Origin of the sequence: Rummeliibacillus suwonensis (assembly GCF_007896435.1) — a bacterium.
GTDB classification, from domain to species: Bacteria; Bacillota; Bacilli; order Bacillales_A; family Planococcaceae; genus Rummeliibacillus; species Rummeliibacillus suwonensis.
Map to the genome: position 1 here is coordinate 1,895,495 of NZ_VCBL01000001.1, position 21,733 is coordinate 1,917,227.

18 protein-coding genes are annotated in these 21,733 nt (G+C 35.8%); 1 reads left to right on the forward strand and 17 read right to left on the reverse strand.

What is annotated here, in order from left to right; genetic code table 11:
- The 10 genes from pelF to FEU33_RS08775 form a co-directional block, all read right to left on the reverse strand.
- Positions 1-1,416 (reverse strand): GT4 family glycosyltransferase PelF, encoded by a 1,416-nt coding sequence (gene pelF, locus FEU33_RS08730; RefSeq protein ID WP_146548996.1) that lies wholly within the window; start codon positions 1,414-1,416, stop codon positions 1-3.
- 1 nt (position 1,417) lies between these two features.
- A complete protein-coding gene (locus tag FEU33_RS08735; RefSeq protein WP_146548997.1) occupies positions 1,418-3,259 on the reverse strand; it encodes a DUF2194 domain-containing protein in 1,842 nt (613 codons plus the stop codon).
- Positions 3,243-4,151 (reverse strand): hypothetical protein, encoded by a 909-nt coding sequence (locus FEU33_RS08740; protein WP_146548998.1) that lies wholly within the window; start codon positions 4,149-4,151, stop codon positions 3,243-3,245. The genes FEU33_RS08735 and FEU33_RS08740 overlap by 17 nt, the downstream gene beginning before the upstream one ends.
- Position 4,152: 1 nt before the next feature.
- Positions 4,153-6,342: an NAD-dependent epimerase/dehydratase family protein gene (locus FEU33_RS08745; RefSeq protein ID WP_146548999.1), complete on the reverse strand. Its 2,190-nt coding sequence runs from the start codon at positions 6,340-6,342 to the stop codon at positions 4,153-4,155.
- A gap of 468 nt (positions 6,343-6,810) precedes the next feature.
- Positions 6,811-8,121 (reverse strand): right-handed parallel beta-helix repeat-containing protein, encoded by a 1,311-nt coding sequence (locus tag FEU33_RS08750; RefSeq protein WP_146549000.1) that lies wholly within the window; start codon positions 8,119-8,121, stop codon positions 6,811-6,813.
- Positions 8,122-8,714: 593 nt separating this feature from the next.
- Positions 8,715-9,782 carry a WG repeat-containing protein gene (locus FEU33_RS08755; RefSeq protein ID WP_146549001.1) on the reverse strand — a complete coding sequence of 356 codons (1,068 nt, stop codon included), beginning with the start codon at positions 9,780-9,782 and terminating at the stop codon, positions 8,715-8,717.
- 74 nt (positions 9,783-9,856) lie between these two features.
- Positions 9,857-11,086 (reverse strand): ATP-binding protein, encoded by a 1,230-nt coding sequence (locus FEU33_RS08760; protein ID WP_244951043.1) that lies wholly within the window; start codon positions 11,084-11,086, stop codon positions 9,857-9,859.
- Positions 11,087-11,701: 615 nt separating this feature from the next.
- A complete protein-coding gene (locus tag FEU33_RS08765; protein ID WP_146549003.1) occupies positions 11,702-12,301 on the reverse strand; it encodes a GNAT family N-acetyltransferase in 600 nt (199 codons plus the stop codon).
- 320 nt (positions 12,302-12,621) lie between these two features.
- Positions 12,622-13,221 carry an NADPH-dependent FMN reductase gene (locus FEU33_RS08770; protein WP_146549004.1) on the reverse strand — a complete coding sequence of 200 codons (600 nt, stop codon included), beginning with the start codon at positions 13,219-13,221 and terminating at the stop codon, positions 12,622-12,624.
- A 110-nt stretch (positions 13,222-13,331) separates the two neighbouring features.
- Positions 13,332-13,763, reverse strand: a complete 432-nt coding sequence (locus FEU33_RS08775; RefSeq protein WP_146549005.1) for a MarR family winged helix-turn-helix transcriptional regulator — start codon at positions 13,761-13,763, stop codon at positions 13,332-13,334.
- Positions 13,764-13,987: 224 nt separating this feature from the next.
- Between FEU33_RS08775 and pdxR the strand changes: the two genes are divergently transcribed.
- Positions 13,988-15,361, forward strand: coding sequence for a MocR-like pyridoxine biosynthesis transcription factor PdxR (gene pdxR, locus FEU33_RS08780; protein WP_146549006.1), 1,374 nt, complete (start codon positions 13,988-13,990; stop codon positions 15,359-15,361).
- An 18-nt stretch (positions 15,362-15,379) separates the two neighbouring features.
- On the opposite strand, the gene FEU33_RS19270 is transcribed toward pdxR, so the two are convergent.
- The 7 genes from FEU33_RS19270 to FEU33_RS08805 all read right to left on the reverse strand — a co-directional run bounded on the left by FEU33_RS19270 (position 15,380) and on the right by FEU33_RS08805 (position 21,723).
- Positions 15,380-15,514, reverse strand: a complete 135-nt coding sequence (locus tag FEU33_RS19270; protein WP_279590432.1) for a hypothetical protein — start codon at positions 15,512-15,514, stop codon at positions 15,380-15,382.
- A 119-nt stretch (positions 15,515-15,633) separates the two neighbouring features.
- Positions 15,634-16,812 (reverse strand): MDR family MFS transporter, encoded by a 1,179-nt coding sequence (locus FEU33_RS08785; RefSeq protein ID WP_244951001.1) that lies wholly within the window; start codon positions 16,810-16,812, stop codon positions 15,634-15,636.
- Positions 16,813-17,036: 224 nt separating this feature from the next.
- Positions 17,037-17,258: a hypothetical protein gene (locus FEU33_RS08790; protein ID WP_146549008.1), complete on the reverse strand. Its 222-nt coding sequence runs from the start codon at positions 17,256-17,258 to the stop codon at positions 17,037-17,039.
- A 71-nt stretch (positions 17,259-17,329) separates the two neighbouring features.
- The gene (locus tag FEU33_RS08795; protein WP_146549009.1) at positions 17,330-18,814 is read right to left on the reverse strand and encodes an NCS1 family transporter; all 1,485 of its coding nucleotides are present in this window, start codon (positions 18,812-18,814) and stop codon (positions 17,330-17,332) included.
- A 35-nt stretch (positions 18,815-18,849) separates the two neighbouring features.
- A complete protein-coding gene (locus tag FEU33_RS18785; protein WP_186731366.1) occupies positions 18,850-18,987 on the reverse strand; it encodes a hypothetical protein in 138 nt (45 codons plus the stop codon).
- Positions 18,988-19,073: 86 nt separating this feature from the next.
- Positions 19,074-20,360 (reverse strand): NAD-dependent dihydropyrimidine dehydrogenase subunit PreA, encoded by a 1,287-nt coding sequence (gene preA, locus FEU33_RS08800; RefSeq protein WP_146549010.1) that lies wholly within the window; start codon positions 20,358-20,360, stop codon positions 19,074-19,076.
- 19 nt (positions 20,361-20,379) lie between these two features.
- Entirely contained in the window at positions 20,380-21,723 is a 1,344-nt protein-coding gene (locus FEU33_RS08805; RefSeq protein ID WP_146549011.1) for an NAD(P)-dependent oxidoreductase, read from the reverse strand.
- Between the last annotated feature and the right edge of the window lie 10 nt (positions 21,724-21,733).

The window sequence follows — 21,733 nt, forward strand, 5'->3', positions numbered from 1 at the left end:
TCATTCCCCTCCTAACGATTGATACAATTGACGATAGCTTGAAATAAATGCACGTCTTGTATAATGATTTTTGACTCTTTCAAAACCATTTTTTCCTAATTGCATTCTTAATAGTGGATTCTGGCAAAGTTTCATCATATACCGTGCTATTTCTTCATAATGCATAACTGGTGTTATAAACCCAGCCTGACCATACAAATCATCCGGGCCTCCAACTAACAATTCCTTACATCCACCGACATTTGTACAGACAAAAGGTTTCGCACAGGCTAATCCCTCTAGAATGGCTAAAGGTTGTCCTTCACTAATACTCGTTAATAATAGAAAATCCAATTTACCAAGATATTCTTTGATGTCTACTAAGCCTGTAAAAATGATATGCTCTACACCAAGAGCTGCTACTATTTGAAGACATTCATCATAATATGTAGGGTCCTCTTCAATTGGTCCCATAATATACAATTCAACATTCGGAATCTCTTTTTCTACTAAAGCAAAACTTTGAATCATTGTTTTAATATCCTTTATAGGGACCACACGAACAATCGCTCCGATTCTAATTACTTGTTCTGCAGGTACGGAAACTATATTTTGATAGTCACTTACATCTACTCCATTGGGAATAATGCGTATTTTTTCTTCAGGGCAACCTAGTTCAATTTCTATTTCTTTATTACGATTAAAAAGTGTAATGACTTGATCAGCAGCAGCGTATATAGCACTTGATAATGTATAAAAGTAATTGATCCAAATATCCTTAAAATATCCTTTTACCCAGTCTGCCTTAATAATTTCTTCTTCCCTTTCACGAGAATAGATACCATGTTCCGTCAACAACAATGGCTTACCATACAAATGCTTTGCCAATGAGCCAATAATTCCTGCATAACCCGTAGAAACAGCATGATAGACATCCGCTTTAGGGACATCATGTCGGATGATCGACAGTAATGGCAGCAGCATGGAACTTACTGTCCAAAATAATTCTGTAAATGGCACTTGAGTAAATTCTTCTCTTCCAATCAACTCGATAATATCGAAATAATCCTTACTTGATAAAAACTCTCCAACATTTGAAAATTGCTTACTTCGTAAGAAATCAAACAAGTCATTCCAGTTTACATTCTGCTGGTTATTTAATAATGTGATAAGACTTTCCTTTTGTTGTGATGTCAGGTTATATCTTTTCCCCCATTTCTTATCTTCCAATAAGTATTCATCCAAAAAGATCTCTTTTATTTCTACTAGATTAGGTGGCAGTTGATACTTGTACTTTCCTTTTTGTTTTGTTTCTGCTCCAATTGCATAAATGATAAATTCATGTTCTTTCATCGTAGTCATTAATCCATGAATCCAACTGGAAACCCCCCCTGTAACATAAGGATAAGATCCCTCAGCAATCAAACATATACGCATTTTAGGATTCCCCCAAGTCTATTTTGAAATCTGCTTTTTTTGCTTCTACTAAATAGGTATTAGTATCAATCTTTGTCAGCTCGCAATTGTATAGTCTTTTAATCTTTTTGTCAGAACGAAAGATATAGTAAAGATTAGGGGCATAATTGGTAATATGTCCTGCTATGTTATTTTCTTTCGTTGACCATTTCACTTGAGATTGCAATGTACTGGCCACATCTAAGGCTGCATCTGTCGAAGTCATTGAACGCAGCCATGGATAAGTCTTTTTGACTCTTGACATATATTTATCATATTTTTCATACATTTCTCTCCAACCAAGATCATTACTTCTATCAGAACTAATAACATCATCAGGATGCACAAAGTGAGAGAAAAAGCCTAATCCTGTCATTGTATTTGCCTCTGCCCAACGATCATACTTCCTTTCAAAATAGCCGGAAGTAATTCTCGGCATTTCTATAATTCCGTCTTTTGCGATTTCAAATTCTTGGACATATGACAAGCCGGTGATATCCTCGGGATAAAGTGAACTGATAACGGTTAGATCAGGCCAAGCAGCTTTTAATGCATTTCTTCCCTCCTGCGAAAGCACATTAGAAGGGGGTATATAAGAAGCCATTTTATAATTAGGAAAAGCATTATTTGCGTAAGACATAAGCTCTTTGATCGATTTCGACATGTCCTCTTCACTTTCCCACGCATTATACCCAAAAGAATCTGCCACTTTTGGATCAAGTGTCAAGGATTGGTGATTAAAGCCATGGAATCCTACTTCTCCTCCTCCTTTTAACAATTCACGACCAAATGCAATCAAATTGTATTTGTCTTTATCTTCTAAGTTGTTAAAAGGTGGTGTTACACGATCTGTGTATGATTCAATGATTCCCCCAGTGTATTTTAAATCATATTTTTTAGCCGTTTTTAACATATTAGGCCACCAGATTTCGTTGAAAAATGTTGGCATATCCCGTTTATATTCTTGATAAATAGACGCATTCTTCCCTTTTGGAATGGGAGCGGGAAAATCATCGATATAAAATAATTTTTCATTGAATACAGAATAGATAAAATTAGGTTCTAATAAGCTTAAGGCCCCCGTAAAAAATCCGCGGCTGATTTTTTCCTGTAAAATCGTACCATTAAAGACCATAAATGCCCCGTCTCCATATTCATTTCTCCATAATAGCGGTGTTCCACCCGCACTCTCCGCAAGCAATTTTGCTGTATCATCAAGATCGACGCTGATCGAGTCATTCGTGATAAAGTCGTTATCAAATTTTAGACCTTTCTCACCGATTAGAACATTGGATACGAGGTGAATCCCTTTTGTCTGGACATAATCACCAAAGCTCGAAACGCCAAGCTTCCTATATAAAATTTGATAACTAGTTTTACCGATATCAAGGGTAGACATCAGAAGGATATAGCCACCTTTAAATACATAATGCTCTATATCTTCCGGTGTCCCTATGTCCTCCAAATAATCAGTTGTAAGGATTGTTACATGACATTTTCCAAGAGCGATTTTTTCATGTTCCCCCACATTTACCTCCGTTGTTCTTTTTTTCATATATTCCAGTGATTTCTGTGCATTATCTTTTAATTTTGTACTATACTCATTGTCAGAATTGTATAAAACACAGTAATTTTCCCCTGTTTTTTGTGTTATCCGATTACTTGTACGCATCGCTAAAATTTCATCTTTTTGTTCTATTAATTGTCTATTTTCTTGTGCTTTTAAGACGAATTGTGAGCGAGAAACTTGTAAGGTGATCCCACATATAAATACAATCAATAGAATGATATATACTTTTTTTAATTCGCTACCTTTTAATTTCATTTTCTTGTCCTCCCGACCAATATCTAACGATGGTAAGGGCACGATTGGAAAATTGTATCGTCGAATTCATGAGTTCATCCAATACACGTTGCATGCTGATTTTAGATTTCGTTGTGTAATAATAATCCAACAAGCAAATATACGGCTCCTCAATCCCAGGAAAGTATTGTAAATATTGCAAACCTGTTTTTTCAGCATTTGCATACTCATGAAGTTCCATCTCCACTTTCATCTTTTCTTCGAATGTGATCTGATCACCCTCTCCATTATCAATCAGTTGCTCTAACACTTGAATATATGTATATTTATACTTTTTCAACGTTTTTTCATCTAAAAAGCCGCTTTTCATATATTCTCTCAATACTTGTGCATACGATCTGGCAATCATCGAATGATAAGGATCCTTTTCAAATTCAACCGAAAAAGTTTGTAATGAAAGTGATAATTTCCGTTTCACTTCCATAACTGCTGCTACAGCAAAATGAGCCGTTTCTGAATCGTCGTTTAACACCGCCATTTTAATAACATCTATATACTGTATAGCATCTTTCTTTAATACATCTAACATGACTTTTCTTCTTGTTGTAAAATCACTAATAACCAATGCTTCCTCAATTGGAATAATGTTCAATTCTTTTTCTCGTTCAATTGTTTCCTCTTTTGCCAATAACTCGATTTCTATATCATCGTTTTGTTTCTTTAGATAACTATCTAAAGTTTCTCCTTTGTTTGGAATCAGCATTTTAGACCATATAATAGGGAAGAACCATCCGATAATTGGAACAAAAGATACAATGATTATTTTTAAAAACCATTCCTTCACACTTTTTTTAGCCATAAAACCAAGAATGATGGCAGAGATGATCATATACAGAATATAAATGTATATCATGTTAAATCTCTCCCTCTTTTAATCGCATTTGGATACCTTTCTCATAAAATCGAGATAATACAAATTGAACATCATTCTGATGAATATTAGAAAGAAGTACCCCGACTTGATGATTATCCAATTGTCCAATATAATCCGTTTCTCTTAAAAGGGCTGATAATTTAGTAGAATATGCGCCTAAATCAGTATCCGTATCTGGGTTTTCTCCTTCGAGCACGACATATGGCATACCATACTTTTCCCTCGCTTCTCTCTTACTTTCTAAAATCTTTTGAAATACATCTTGTTTTAACACATCTGTGTTCGCAATAAAACGATCAGCTTCTATTGCATCGATATAACTTAATGCCTTATCTAATGCTGATCCTGCAAGTTCAGTTGTTACTTTAAAGAGATTTTCATGATAAAGTGAAACATTCTGAAAATTCAACCGATCGATCATGATGACTGCAGAAATTTGATCGTTATGATAAACAGGCGCAGCCATGATTGGTGTGTTCGGTAATAATTCTTTGTTGACAAAAATTTTACCTGTCCCTAACAAATTTTGGATATATCCGGTATCCTCCACTTTCATCGAATTCTTATGGGAAGTTTCCAAGAAATTCGTGTTAGCTACTAATCTTAAAAATGTCTGATTTTTATTAAAAACATATATCGACACATCTTCAGCATCCATAATTTGTTGTACAACTTGTACGGCATTCGAAAATACCTTTTCAGGCTCTAATTCATCTAGTTCCTTTACAATCGAATGAATTTTTCCAAAACTATCTTCCGTATTTAATAGCCGTAATTGTAACTCATCTTTTATTTCTCGAACCTCTGTATGAATACCGTCCAAAAAATGGTACCGTTGCTTTAGCTCATCTATTTTTTGCTGTTGTTCTTGTAGTCGATTTGTTTTTCTTTGTACGGTATAACCAACCACTAATCCAATAAATAAGAATAGAGAAACTTGGAAAAAGAATGATGTATCATAAAGTAAGGATACAAACTCTCTCCCCTCACTCAATTTTTCTACGATCAATAGCCCAATTGATAGCCCGACGGATAAAATCGATTGTTTACTCCCGTAAAGGGCACCCATGATCATGATGTAAAAAGCACTAATATCAGTAGCGTTAAAAACCGATAGCCTATGTGAGAGGACGAGCCAAGCAATGATGAGGAAGACAACTAAATTTTCTAGATATGCTTTGAATGGCTGAATAATATGAGTCCATTCCTTTGCCTTTTCTGTTTGGTCAGCAACACTTACAGCAACTTCTTTTTGTGCCTGATCTACTACTGCCCATTGATAAGTCTTTTCCAACCCCAGTTCTATATCATAAATCGGACTCCAATCTAGGTCATCCATTACTTTTCTATTGCTCAACACGGAATGATCAATATCCCCTTCTCTTGCAGGGGAAAAATGTATATTGACTTCATCATGCATCTTTTTTAATATACTTACGACTTCATTTATAGTTGTTTTCTTGTTCGTGGATAAATTATAAACTCCGCTAATGGAAGAATGGGATGCTCTATATATAGCATCTGCTATATCACCGACATAGATAAAATCTCTCGTTTGTTCGCCATCTCCATAAATTTGAAGTGCCTTTCCTTCAAGCATATGATTGATAAATATAGAAACAACGCCCCCCTCTCCATTACTGTTTTGCCTAGGTCCATATACATTTGAAAATCGAAAGCATACACTTTCAAATCCATACATCTCACTCCACTTTTGGCAATATAGTTCTCCTACCCGCTTACTAATGCCGTATGGTGAAATAGGTACACATTGATTTTCTTCTAGCAAAGGCAGTTGGTCATTCTTACCATAGACAGCTGCAGACGATGCCAATATAAACTTTTTCACTTTATATTTTTGTGACAGTGTTAACATATTCACTAGTCCAACAATATTAGATTCTGTATCTGTTATTGGATTTTCAAATGATTTTGCAACGCTAACTTGTGCTGCAAGATGAACAACAACATCAAATTGGATTGCCTTAAATATTTCCTCGCAGTTTGGATCTTCAACAGATAGATGATAGTTTTTGTGTTTAAATGAGATATTATGTTTATCTCCCGTTTCCATATTATCAATGATAAAAACTTCATCATCCTCTTTATAAAACCGTTCTGCTACATGAGAACCGATAAACCCATATCCTCCTGTTATTAATACTTTCATACTAATTCTCCTTTATATTACAGTTTACTGCATCCATAAAAATCTCTATACATGATAGATGTATAGTGAAACAAGCGTGTTGATTATCCAATTTAATCCATGAAAATAGGGGGATTTGTTGATTTCCGCTCCGGCTTGCTCGCTTTCCTGCGGGCGAATGCTGGGGGCAACAGGATGTTGGTCACGGAATCGTTGCCACAGGACGTGGCGTTCTTAGATTCCGTTCCTTCAATCGCTACGCTGCGGGGTCTCATCTATTCGCTTTTCCCGCGGGACATTGAATGGACTTCCTGAATCCACACCGCACGAAGGAAATGCGCATGCATTTTCGAGGACTCGAGCAAGCCTCCGCTCCAATCTATATAAATGGTCTTAAAAATACAGAGTTTTTCAAAAAATATGCCAAACAGACACCCCTAATTTTTGTAAAATCAACACGCGTGATACAATTACACAGTTGTCCATATTCTAAAAGGACATTGATCGATAATCTCGAAAAATCGATATTCTGAAATATACCTTGTTGTTGTTAATCGTATTGCTTGTTTCTTTTTGATTCATGGATTGAATGAGCGTTATTGTTTTATTAATATAAAATTCGTTATTGATAAATTGATTCTTTGTTGCCTGGTGTTGGATGGTTATTTCCCCATACCCTTGAATACGTAGATCATTTAGCGAGAATTCATTTTCACGAATGATATTTTTATAGGCACCGCCATTTGAGGTAGATGCCCCACCTATGATTAAACCTGCTCCGTTATTATTAAAGATTTTATTTTTTTCAAGAATAATGTTGCTTGTTTTTTTTCCATAGTTTTCACTCGCTAACTCAATTCCAAAGTCATTTTTAAATACTAGATTATGGCTGATCCTAATATCACTTGCACCATCTGCATATATCCCTCCTGCAGCTAGATGCCCGTTATATGAAGGATTTTCCCCAGAACTATTGTTATAGACAATATTGTTGCTGATCGTGCCATTTCTGACTTGGTCAATACAATTTCCTGTGCAAGCATTATAAAATCCAGCTACATCAATCCCAATATTATTGTTATCATGAACTTTATTTTTAGAAATATTGAATCTCTCAACATTGCCACTCAGCGTAAGTGCTTCACTATTTCCCAACGTTAAATGATGGATATGATTATTTTGGATCAAAATATCTTGAATGGGCTTTGATGTGTTTCCATAGATCAATATCCCATGAGAGTTTCCATCTATTGAATGATTTTCTATATGATGGATCTCATTATTAAGGAGTTGAATATGATTACTATTATTTGAAACTAAGATTCCATTGGGATAATACTCCATGCCACTAGCGCTTAAATTTCTCATTTCAAAACCATCAATGATAATATAACTGGCTTCAATAGTGAAAAATGCCATATTCCCCTTTTTGATCGTTTGCTTTCCTGCATCAAATATTGGCTGCTCTCCAGGATAAGCTTTGAAAGTAATAAAACCTTTCCCTTTCAAACCAGAGTTTTTAATCGTAACAAACTCAGAATAGATTCCATCTCGAACATAAATGATGTCCCCTGGCTCTGCATTATTTGCAGCTTTTTGAACAGTTAACCATGGCTTATCAATAGTACCTGTATTTGCATCGTTTCCATTTTTAGCTACATAGAAAACACGAGAAGTTGAATCTTCCGCATTTACATGAGTGTGTAATAGCAAAAATAAACACAAAAGAAACATCACTTTTCCCATTGACTCTATGCATTCTTTCATTATCGAGACTATATCATTAATTTTTTCACTCATTTATCTCTTCCTTCAAATATAATAATTACTTTTGACTCATTCATATATTAATATTTACATATTATCATATATTGATGTTTCATAATACCTTTTATTTTTACATTTATTTACTCAATGTATATTTTGATCTACTATACTAAACAATTTCTAAACAATGAGATATATTTAATAAAATTGCATAAGAAAAGATTCCTGTTTGAAATGTAAAACATTTACGAAACTAGGAATCCATTTGGTGGAAACAATATAATCTTTATATAATATAAGCCACTCTTTTTAGGCTTGAATTACCGTGCTTACCGTTTTAAACACTTTTACACTCTTTACAAATTTTCTAGCGGATAGAGAAATGATGGTCGAAGAAAATGCTATATTCCTTTTATGGAATTTTACTATTTTTTCAGAGGTGTTGATTATCCCATTCAATCCATAAAAATAGGAAAATTCGTTGATTGCAGCGAAGGCTTGCTCGCTTTTCTGCGGGAGTCGAGCAGGCCTCCGCTCCAATCTACATAGAATGGAGTTTACAATGAGGAATTTTTTCTCATTTATGCTCATTATTCATCCCAATTTTTTCCTAATCAACACATCTGTTATTTTTTATGTATAATACGGAACTTTGTTTCACCATAGTCGACAGAGCCAACAGCATAGTCATTATAAAAGGTAGAAGCCTGATAATATTTATTTTTTAAAAATGTTTTCTTACCTTCTGCATCATATACCACATTTAACAATTTTCCATTATAGGTACCGAATGCATATCCTTCAGAAAATTCATTGACCGAATTTTTTACTTGAAATAGTGTTTTTCCAGTCTTTAATGAAATATATCCCATAGACATTTTACCGGGTGATCGTTGTATGAAAAATGGCGCTACTTCATTATTAAGAGGTAGTATTTGGTTGTATTTTATCTCTAAAACGGTCTTTCCTTTTTGATTAATAACACCATAAAAATAATTGTTTGCTTTCTGTAGCACTACTCTAGCATAACCCTTGTTAAAACTTTCTACATCAATGTATTTGTAAGGAATGATCAATTTACCAGACTTATTGATGTAGCCCCATTTTCCTTTACTTTTTACAGGTGCTAGTCCATTTTGAAAGTTATAAGCATGTGTATACTTAGCTGGAATAACCATTTTCCCTTTCATATTCATGAACCCATATTTTCCACCAATTTTAATCGGCGTTAATCCCTCACCAACAGCACAAGTTTCAGCATATTTTAAAGGGATGATGATTTTCCCTCTTTTATTGATAATGCCCCATTTCCCTTTTTTTGCAACCTGTGTATAGCTCTCATGAAATGCTGGTGCTGCTTCTTCATATTCAGCCTTCACTATGAACTCCCCATTTGTATCGATATATCCCCATTTTCCATTATTCTTGACAGATGCCAATTCTTCATGAAAATTATGAGCATCTTCAAAAATTGCAGGAATAACCATTTTCCCTTTGGAGTTCATATATCCCCACTTTTCTTCCAGTTTTACTGCTAACAATTTCGATCCAAATGGCTGTACAACATGATCTACTTCCTCTACACTATAAACTTTACTTTCTGTAATAGTCACGGCTTTAGCTGATAGGGTAGAAACACTTAATAGGCAAAATAGAAATAGCCATGCAAACAAAGATTGTCTATATATTTTCAAATGGAGTATTCCCCCTATCTAAATGTTCTACCTCACCGCAAAATATTTTTTATATATGAACAAACCCAGGCTCATTAAACTGGAAAAGTAATCATAAATGTTGTACCCTTCCCTATTTTACTTTCTACTTCAATTGTGCCGCCAGCTTTATGAATGGCATTGTAAACCATGACCATCCCAAGACCCGTACCTTGCTTTTTGGTGGAATAATAAGGTTTCCCTAATGCGGAAATCTGTTCATCCGTCATCCCAATTCCTGAATCTTTTATTTTAATCAGGATATTTTGTTTTTGTCCAAAAACTTCAATTTCAAGTGTGCCTCCCCTTTCTTTCATCGCCTCTATACCATTTTTATAAATATTGATAAAACATTGTTGCATCTGACTTCTATCAAAATATTTATGCAAAGAATTATGGAAATGAATTTGTATATCGACATTATACATATGTGCATATGGCATCAAAATGTTCTTAGCATACTCTGTTTCTTCTTTCAAATCGGAATCCTTCATATTTTCATATTGTGGTCTAGAGAAAGTAAGAAAATCGCCAACAATTTTCTCTGCACGCTTTAATTCCTGTAGGGAGTAATCGACGTAATTCTTTTCCTGTAATGAAATCGATTTTGATTGACTCAATAATTGTAGAAATCCGTGAGTGGCAGTGAGTGGATTCCGTATTTCATGTGCCACGCTAGCAGATAATTCACTAATGATTTGAAAACGATCAGATTGCATGATCAATTTTTGCTCTCTTATGTTGGCAATAAGTCGTTCAATCATGCTTACTAAAATAAGCATCACCAATAAATACGTTCCTATTACATAGATGGATAGAATCCAAAACTCATGGTTGAATGGAGCCCAAAAACTAAGTGTAAATAGATAAAACACCATGGATAAAAAAGATGCCGTACCAGAAAATAGAATTCGATACTTAATATCTAGAGAAAGAAATTTATGATTACATAAAGACATAACGATTAAAATAACAGTTGAAAACAGAAATGATTCGATTATATTCTCTCCACCTATCCATAATTGATAAATATTAATGGCTAAATAAGGGATAAGTGCACTTTTAAATCCCCAATAGAGTGCAATAATGATAAAAGGAATATAACGTAAATCAAATATAAATCCACTTTGCAACTGAATAGGAAATAGCATACAACAAATCACTGAAATTGTAGCAAAAATCGAAAATATCAGATTAAAATGACGATAACTGCTTACATCAAAGAATATAAAATAGCCTAAAAAAGGAATCAGTAAAAACAAGAAATTTAGTAATAATATTTGCATCAAAATTATAATACGCCTTTCAAAAATTTTATGTCTTATCTATTTTTACCATATCTCAAGCTAGAATAATATGGCTAATAAGTATTCTTAGAAACCTTTTTAAGAAAATTTTACATTTAAATGAACTTTTTCAAAAATACGAGGATAAATTCTACTTCAGAAGTGTTTATTATCCAGTTTAATCCATATAAATAGGGATAATTTATCGATTTCCGCTACGGCAGTTTTTTACCCTTCTCTAAAATTTAAAGGAGGAATCTTACTGTCCCGTTCAGTGGGTTTTTCCTCATCCCCCACTGAAATAGAGGAACTCAGGTTAAAAGCGCCACGTCCTGTGGCAACACTTGAGTGACCAACATCTTGTTGGCCCGAACCAATCGGGCTTATACGGGCAGTTGATCCCCCACCTATTTTTCTCGTTTTTCTCTAAACCTTGAGGGGGGTCTTACTGCCCCGTTAAAGCGGGATAAATGGAGCTAAAATACCTGTTTTTAGAATTACGCCAAATTTGTCACCTATTTTTTCCTAATCAGCACACCTAATAGTCTTTCTTATACCCTGTTCTTTGTAAATTCTATCATGTACGACTAAATTCCTATGGTGAAGAACATTCATTTACCTTTTCAGCTTCAGCGCATCGTCCTGCCTCATTTTTTCTAATCGTTTCTTTGTATTGTTCCAATCCTTGTAGATGATACTATACATAACCGTATCACGTGTTGTTCCGTCCTTTCGGATCATGTGGCTACGTAAAATTCCTTCTCTTTGTGCACCGATCCGTTCAATTGCTTTTTGGGCTCGTATATTTTCATGATCTGTTTTGATTTCAACACGATTCAAATGTAATTCTTCAAAGCAATATTGTAGTAATAAGTATTTGCAATTAGTATTCATAGCAGTTCGCCAATAAGCTGGTGTCAGCCATGTGAAGCCGATTTCTAACCGATTATGTTTTGGCTCAATAGCCATAAATCTTGTTGAACCAATAATTTCTTGCGTTTTAGGATCTATCATAACAAATGGAAATTCAATTCCTAATTTCTTATTCGCTAACGCTGTTTCCACGTACTTTTTTACATCTTCAAATGTTTCTAGTGTAACAGATAAATAGGGCCAAATTTCTGAATGTATGGCAACTTTGAAGATTCCCTCCACATCGCTTTTTTCCATTGGTCTTAAAATAAGTTGATTATTATGTAATTCTTTAAACTTCATTTTCATTCACTCCTTTTCTTTCAATCTATCCTATTTTTGATATGTATAACATAACCAAATGAAATAAAATTGACCATACCAAAAAATAGTAACAAGTAACCACAAAGCCATAGCCACTTTATGATCACAGCAAAAAAACGAGTATGGTTCCATTTTAAACTGCAACCGTACTCGTTTTAAGTTTGTTCTATACATTTATTTAAAAAGGCATTCTACCAATTTATATTAAAAGGCATATTGGTTATCTGATTTTACCCAATAACATATAGAATATTCATTGATTTCAACTATGCAGTTAGTGATTCAACTGCATCTAAATATTATCGAATTGTTTTCAATGCTGTAGACCATGCAATGACTTGATCTAGCATCTGGTTGACTGAACTTTCTTGAACGTCTTTTGGTTTGAAGATTGTACCGTTTTCAAAATCTGTGAATAAAGATAATGCTGGATGTACACGAACATCTGCCACTAGCAATTCGCCTAAAATTCCTCGCAAATGTTCTGCTGCACGTGCTCCACCTACAGATCCATAAGAAACGATACCAGCTGCCTTATTGTTCCATTCTTCGCGCAAGTAATCTAGAGCATTTTTCAAAGCAGCTGTAATGGAATGATTATACTCTTGTGCAATAAAGACAAATCCATCACAAGCAGCGATTTTTTGTGACCAAGCAGCTGCACCTGACGCATCGACTCCTGGTTCACCTAATAATGGCAATTTAAAATCTGCAATATCAATAATTTCATAATCTGCATCCCCACGTTTATCAGCTAATTCTTTCACCCATGCACCAACTTGTGGACTTACTCTTCCTTCACGTGTTGAACCTAAAACAATACCGATTTTTAACATTTGATCTCCTCCTAATGTCTTTTCTGATTTATTCTTACCAAATAAATTATTGATAAAACCCATTACGAAAATTCACATCCTTTTTTATTTCTAATACATCTTACAATGAGTATTAGTGGAACCGATAGTTTGAATATATTCATCTCGAATTCAAGATATTTGTGTAAAAAAAATTATATTTTTTCAGTCTGATCGCCAATTTTCCCCATAGATTGAGTAATTTGATCGATTTCTTTTTCTTCAAGACATTCAAATATAGTGTGGATCTTTTCTAGATGTTGGGGCAGCATTTGTTTCATCAACTGTATCCCTTCTTCCGTCAGACTCGCATAAATTACACGACGATCATTCGGACAATCTTTACGAGAAATGAGCTGCTTTTTCTCTAATTTATCCACTACATATGTGATACTACTATTTGCGATTAGTATCTTTTTACCAACTGTTTGAATTGGTTGATCCCCTTTGTAAAAAAGAAGTTCAAGTACCGCAAATTCAGTTGCATTCAATCCATATGAAGCTGCCTCTTGACGAATGATATCTTGAATAGCTTGTACAGCATGAAATATAGACGTTACAGCTCTTATTTCTTTTGTTGGTTCCATTCGCTTCACCACTTTTATTATCTTTAATCCAAATATCTTTAATTCGAGATAATGATAGCATGATTTATCGTTGAAAGTCAATTCATATAGTTGAAGAAAATAACGAATCTTTTTCACCACTTAAATTATAGAAGATTACTTTTTTTCTATAGATTTTCTACGGCTTTTGGTATGATTATTTTAGATCGATTTATTTATTTTATCCATACCAGAGGTGAACATATATGGAAATAGCCATTATTCTAAACCATCAATCTCCAAAATATGTTCAAATTTATGAACATATTAAAAATGCAATTATAACCAAAAAATTGTCTGCCCATAGCAAATTGCCTTCTAAACGTTGTTTAGCCGAAGATCTCAATGTTAGTGTACATACCGTAAAAGAATCCTATGAGCAGCTTGAGGCAGAAGGATTTATATACAGCATCGAACGATCAGGTTATTTTGTGTCACCATTTGAATTTGAATGGCAACAATTGACCGATATAACTGCTATTCAGCCAGTTCCCAAAATGAAACCTCCCAAAATAGATATTGATTTTCATAACGGGCATATCGATGTAGACTTTTTTCCTTTTACAACTTGGAAAAAATTATTTAAAAAGCATTTTCAGCCGGAAAATATGGTGAATTCTTCATGGCAAGGAGAATTCACACTTCGACAGGAAATCGCAAAATATGTGCAACGCTCTAGAGGAGTGCAATGCGATACTTCACAAGTTTTCATCTATGGAGGTACACAACATCAACTTCAAGCATTGTGCCACTTTTTCGGTTCTTCCAGTAAAGCAGGGATTGAAGAGCCTGGCTTTAAACGGGCTCGCACGATTTTCCATCAGTATTGCCAACATACCGCTCATATTGTTGTGGACGAATCTGGCGTAACTGTGCCAACTGAAAAGATAGACCTTTTATACGCGACACCAGCACATCAATTTCCATTAGGGATGATAATGTCTGCGGAACGCCGAGCCGCATTATTGCAATGGGCTCAACTAAATAACGCTTATATCATTGAAGATGATTATGATTCAGAATATCGCTTTAAAGGACAGCCTATTCCCTCTCTGGCAAAGATAGATCAATTACAACATGTCATTTATTCTGGCACATTTTCTAAAACACTTACACCATCTATACGTATCAGTTATATGATTTTACCACTTTCACTAGTTGAAGCATTCTCAATCTTTTATAAAGATCAAAAATCGGTGGTATCTAAAATTGATCAATTGGTTTTGGCAGATTTTATGGAGCAAGGATTGTTTGACAAACATCTCGCAAAAATGCGTACCCTCTATCGTAAAAAACAGCGCACATTAGTTGCAGCCATTAAAAACTATCTTCCAAAGACTTTCCAAGTTATTGGTGAAAAATCTGGTTTGCACATTATTTTAAAATTGCCTAACGACCTAACTGAACAACAAGCCATTCAAAAGGCAAACAGGGTCGGTGTGAAAGTTTATCCATGTTCTACTTCTTACTATCATGCCTTACATCATCAAATGGTTATCATAGGATATGGAGGATTATCATTTGACCAAATTGACGAAGGAATCCAACGATTGAAAAAAGTCTGGTGTGATTCTCATTGAAAACAAAGCGAAACTCCATCAGTGGGGGTTTTCTTGATCCCTCACTGAATTAGAGGAACAGAAGTGAAAAACGCCACGTTCTGTGACAACACCTGAGAGGCCTACATCCTGCCCACCCGAACCAATCGGACGCATGCGGAAGTTGATCCCCATCTATCTTCCTCGTTCCTCTAAATCTTGAGATAGGGCTCTTACTGCCCATTAAAGCGGAATAAAATCAATTACTGTATTCCACTTACAACCAAATAGCAAACTTTTTCATCACTATAACTCTATACAATACTTTTTTTCAAAAATGCTAATCGATAAAAAACAAGACTAAGCAGGAAAATGCCAGCCATCACAACATAAAGCTGGGACTCAAAGTGAGCGAGCAGCCAACCGCCAAATACTGGTCCTATAAATCCACCTAGATTTTTAAACTGGGAAGCTCCTAAATAAGTGGCTTTTTGAGTTGCAGGGGCAATTTCCTCGATGAGCGCGTTCATCATCGGGAAAGCAAAAATCTCACCAATCGTAAAAATGATCATTCCCACAACAAATAACCAAGGAGCATTTGCAAAGTTAAAGATGCAAAAGCCAGCTGCAAAGAACAAAATACCTATAATCATGCTCTTCATGATGGAAATTCTTTCTGAATAAATGCCGATTGGTAACTGTAACGCTAATACCACTACCGCATTAAGAGTGATTAATACTGAATAGAGTTTCACCCCATTTTCAATATTTACATTTATGTATTGAGGTAAAGTTGAGTCAAACTGAGAGTAACCAAGACTGACTAACATCCCACCAGCAAGTAAGTATAATAGTTTTTGATCCGCCAATATAACTTTGAACATTTTCATAAACGTTTGTTTCTTTATAGTCTTTTGAGGTTTTACTTCATACTTATTGAAAACCAAAATTAAAAATAGCCCATAGATGGCATACATCGATCCAGTGATTAAAAATGGAACCTTTGCACTTGATAAGCCTGAAATCCAAACGCCACATAACGGTCCTATAACAGCAGCAATGTTAATCGCTGTATAGCGAACTGAAAATAAGCGGCGACGTTTCTTTTCTTCTGTAAAATCAAGCATTAATGCCTGTGTTGCTGGTTCAAAAAATGAACGGCACAAGCCATTAATCGCATTAAGAAACATAAATAGTAGAACGACATGTACAATGGCAAATCCAACAAATACCGCACTCCAGATAAATATCGTTGTGAGAATGATAAATTTCCGTCCAAATTTATCGGTTAAATAGCCTCCTGTAAAACCGCCGAACGTTGCACATAATTGAGCAATCCCCAAGGTCATGCCAATCATTAATGGAGATGCATGAAACTCATTTTGCAAATAAATGGCTAAAAAAGGAATTGTCATAAAGCTTGCAATACGGGTAAATATCGTACCATTTAAAATAATCCATACAATCGGATGGAAATAGGACATAAATCGCATCATTTGAACTCCTTTTCTATAATGAGGGTTCATCACCGTAACTTGGGATCAACCCGAACTTTTAATGAAGAGCCATAATGAACCACTTTATCCTAATTCATTCCAAATTACAATACGGACTTTTGATGGATGATATTCTCCTCTACAATAAAAAAGTATAACCAGCAAGGGACAAAATCCTTTACTAATTATACTTAAGGGGGGCGTTTTGAAAAAATGAAATTTTATATGAACGTTTTATACACCTGCTCGAATACTTTGACGGAGGCATATTTTCGCGCATTCGCTGTACCAATATGGATTTCTTGAGAATCTTCGCTTTCTGGATGATAAAATTCAAGCCTCGTACCATCAAGATTTTCTGTAAAATTCTTCACACGATATTTTTGAAGTAATAATCGGTCAATTTGATCGATTTCATCTATTATTTGTAAGTAATCAGACATATGAATCAACTCCTTTGCCGTAAGAAAAACAGATTATGCTTAGCCTGTGAACTTATAAACAGCGCTATTCTCTAACTGTTTTTTGCACTTAAATTAGGGGAGAGCTCTGGGAGTGTAACTGGTTTTTCAAACGGTGATATTTCCCAATCTCTCCCGACAGTAATCCCCAAATATTTGCTATCACTTGGATCTATCATTTCTTTCTGAGGATATTTTTTGAACCACCAATATTTAGCTAACACATAATAAAGAATTGCACCGACTGCAAACCCAACTAATGATGAATAAGTTGGCAATAAGTTCGCTATAATCCCCCCAATGATCCAAGAGATCAATCCAGCTAAATTAAAACCATTCATATATCGATATTGCCCTGCTATTTCATAAAGTTCTTCTACATTTAATCGGCGTTTACGCAGTAGATAGTAATCGGCAAACATGATCCCAACGATTGACGTTAAAATTCCGCCGATAATCAATAAAACCGTGTTTAATACATCGAATAGACTCCAAGGCTGTGCTAATGTACCGATCACTCCAGCAATGACAACACCTATCCAAAAAGGTACTTTTGGTCCGCCGATATTGGAGAAAATCGTTGCCGCTGGAATAACATTTGCTGAGGTATTCGTTGACCATTGTGCTAATACAATCATCAATAGTAAGATTGCTAATATAAATCCACTTGCAGATTCTTGTAATGCGGCAATTGGATCGCCACTTGAAACAGCCATATAACATACAGCACCAATAACAATCATGAATGTATTGACAACAGGCATGACAATCAGGGAACCGATTAGTTGTGTTTTATTGCGCTTGAACCAATTTTTTTCATATTTTGGCGCTTTAAAAAATCGAGAAAGTGAAGGCATATCAGCCGCTAACGTTGCCCAGAAACCCATATTTGCCATGGCCACTACCATAAATGCTGTAAATGTAGCCATACCTGTAGTTGGAGATTCGACCCAAGTCCATACATCCTTGCCCGAAGCCGTGGCTTTGTCCGCAAGCGCTACGTACATCCAACATGAAATGAAAATAATAATAGGAGCAGCTAGATCAGCAAATCGTTCGATCGACTTAATTCCTAAAGAGGTATTCAATAATTGAAAAGCTGCAAAAAATAGGAAACAAATAAACCAGTTATCAAATTCAAATAAGATATTTAATATTCCATTAATCGCTAATGCCCCAAAATACGTATTAATACCAAACCAGCAAGATGCAGTGATCCCCCGCACTAGCGAAGGAAGATGCGTACCAAATGTACCGAATGGCGCTCGCATATAAACTGGGAATGACAGCCCATGTTCAACACCAATATCCCCGATCACTACCATGAAAATCCCAATCATTAAGGAACCCACTAAAGTAGCTAAAATAAGCGTAGGCATGGATAGATGAATAATTCCCGCAGCACCGATAGCGAATGCAGCTAGTACAATCGCCATTCCCACCCAAATGACTGAAAATCCGAAAACGCCAATATTTCGATCCTTATAAGAAATAGGCAATAAATCAGGGGACTTTAAATAATCATTTCTTTGTGTCATCGACGAAGCCTCCAATATTTTTAATATCAATCTATTTAAGATAATGTGAAACTTCCTAAGTGAGGGTTTTCTTCATCCCCCACTAAACTAGAGGAACTCAGATGAAAAGCGCGACGTCCTGTGGCAACATCTGAGGGACCAACATCTTGTTGGTCCAAACCAATCGGGCGCATGCGGCAGTTGTTCCCCCACCTATCTTTCTCGTTTTTCTCTAAACCTTGAGGTGGGGGTCTTACTGCCCATTAACGCGGGATTAAAATTATCCTCCTATTATTTCAGCCGTTGTAGAAAAAGCTTTAAGACATTCTTGTCGTTCATTCCACGTCATAGAAGGTAGAGTATGTTCAACTTCCTTCATTGTAATAGCGCCTTCTTCTGGACAAACGATGGAACATAAATTACACCCTACACAGTCTTCCTCCCGCACACTTAATTGTGAGAGTCCTGTTGCATCGTGATAAAGATCAATCGCTTGATGTGATGTATCTTCACAAGCGATATAGCATTTATTGCAATGGATACATTTGTCATTATTAATCTCTGCGACAATCTTATAATTTAAATCGAGATCGCCCCAGTCAGAGTATCTTGACACGGATTTACCGACAATATCCATAACGGATAAAATTCCTTTATCATCTAAATAGTTATTCAAACCATCGATCATATCTTCCACAATCCTGAAGCCATGATGCATCGCAGCCGTACAAACTTGAACACCTGCTGCTCCCATTAATAGAAATTCAGTAGCATCTTGCCAGTTCGATATACCTCCTATCCCCGAAATTGGTACGTTAATATGTGGATTCCTCGAACATTCACCTACCATATTGAGTGCGATTGGTTTCACAGCTGGTCCACAATAACCTCCGTGCGCACCTTTTCCACGTACATGAGGAATTGTATGCCATGTATCTAAGTCGACTCCCATTAGGCTATTGATCGTATTGATCATACTAATAGCATCTGCCCCGCCTTTTACAGCTGCCTCTGCTGTTGCCGTAATATCTGTAATATTTGGCGTCAATTTGACAATAACAGGCGTTTTGGCTACTGCCTTGACCCAATAGGTTTGCTTTTCTACAAGTTCTGGTACTTGACCAGATGCAGCTCCCATTCCTCGCTCCGCCATTCCATGTGGGCAGCCGAAGTTTAATTCCAGACCATCTATACCGACATCTTCTACACGCTTGACGATTTCATGCCATTTTTCTTGTTTCGGTTCAACCATCAAGGATGCAATAATGGCGTGATCTGGAAAACGTTTTTTGGTTTCATCCATTTCCTTTAAATTTGTTGCTAATGGACGATCTGTAATGAGTTCAATATTATTAAAACCTGCAACTCGTTGGCCATTGAAACTTGTTGCTGCAAATCGGGAAGAAACATTTAAAATGGGTTCACCTAATGTTTTCCAGACTGCTCCTCCCCAACCAGCTTCAAATGCTCGTTGTACTTGATAACCAGAATTCGTAGGTGGTGCTGAAGCTAACCAAAATGGATTTGGTGACTGTATTCCTGCTAAATTTATTCGTAAATCAGCCATATTATCCCCCCTCTTTGTGTTAGGCAATCTCAGATGTTTGTTGTAGCGCATCATGTAATGCATATGCACAGTCTTTTCCTTGTTGAACAGCTGAAACAACTGTTGCATCCCCATAACCTGAGCCATAAATCACATCACCGCATGCGTAGATCTGCGGACTAGATGTTTGAAATGTAATCGGATCTACGGAAGGAACGCCATTAAGATGTTGTAAGTTCATTTCGTTGATAAAATCCACATGACGTCTTTGTCCAATTGCACGAATAACAACATCTGCTTGTACTATAAAATTTGAATTTTCCACTTCGATCAGTACATCTTGTTGATCGTAGCAATCCATTAAATTCATATGGACACATTCAATCCCTACGACTTTCCCATCCATATTTCCCATTATTTTTTTAGGCATTGTTAGCCATTGAAATTCAATTCCTTCTTGTTTAGCAAATTCATATTCAAATGGATAAGCTGTCATTTCATTGGCAGTGCGCCGATATAATATTTTCACATGGGCCGCTCCTAATCGAATGGCACATGTTGCAGCATCGATCGCTGTATTACCTGCTCCAATAACAACCACTTTCTTCCCTTGTATATTCATTGGTAAAGGTTTTTGCTTAGTTGTTTTCACAAAGTCAATTGCATCTAAAACACCTTCTAACTTCTCCCCTTCTATATTTAAATGGGGGACTTCCCCCATACCAATAGCCATTATGATTCGATCAAATCTCTCCAATAGCTCAGTGCAAGTAACATCTATACCAACTCTCTTTCCTGTTAAAATAGTTGCTCCTAACTGACGCACTTGATCAACTTCCCATTCCACAACTTCTTGCGGTAATCTAAATGATACAATCCCATGCTGACTAAGTCCTCCAGCTTGTTTTTCAGCTTCAAAGATTGTAACCTCATAGCCTAGTCGGCACAATTCACGTGCAGCTGATAACCCTGCTGGTCCACTGCCAATAATGGCAATCTTATGACCATTTGCTGCTCCTCGCTTAAATAAAGAAATATCTTGTTCCTTCAGCCAATCCGTTGCGTATCGTTGAAGTGCACCGATTTTGATTGGTTTTTCATCTTTTTGTAACACACAAGCGCCTTCACAAAGTTCTTCAGTCGGGCAAACTCTCGCACAGCTCGCCCCCATTGGATTCGCCTCTAGGATTACTTTTGCTGAACCCTTCAAATTTGAAGAAGCAATTTTTTTTATAAAACTAGGAACATTGATCGTTGTTGGGCAAGCACGCATACAAGGCGCATCAAAACAATACAAGCAACGATTTGCCTCTTCTATGGCACTAGCTTTTGATAATCTCGGCGTAACTTCTTCAAAATTTTCATCTATTAAGACATTGATCATTCAATCACTC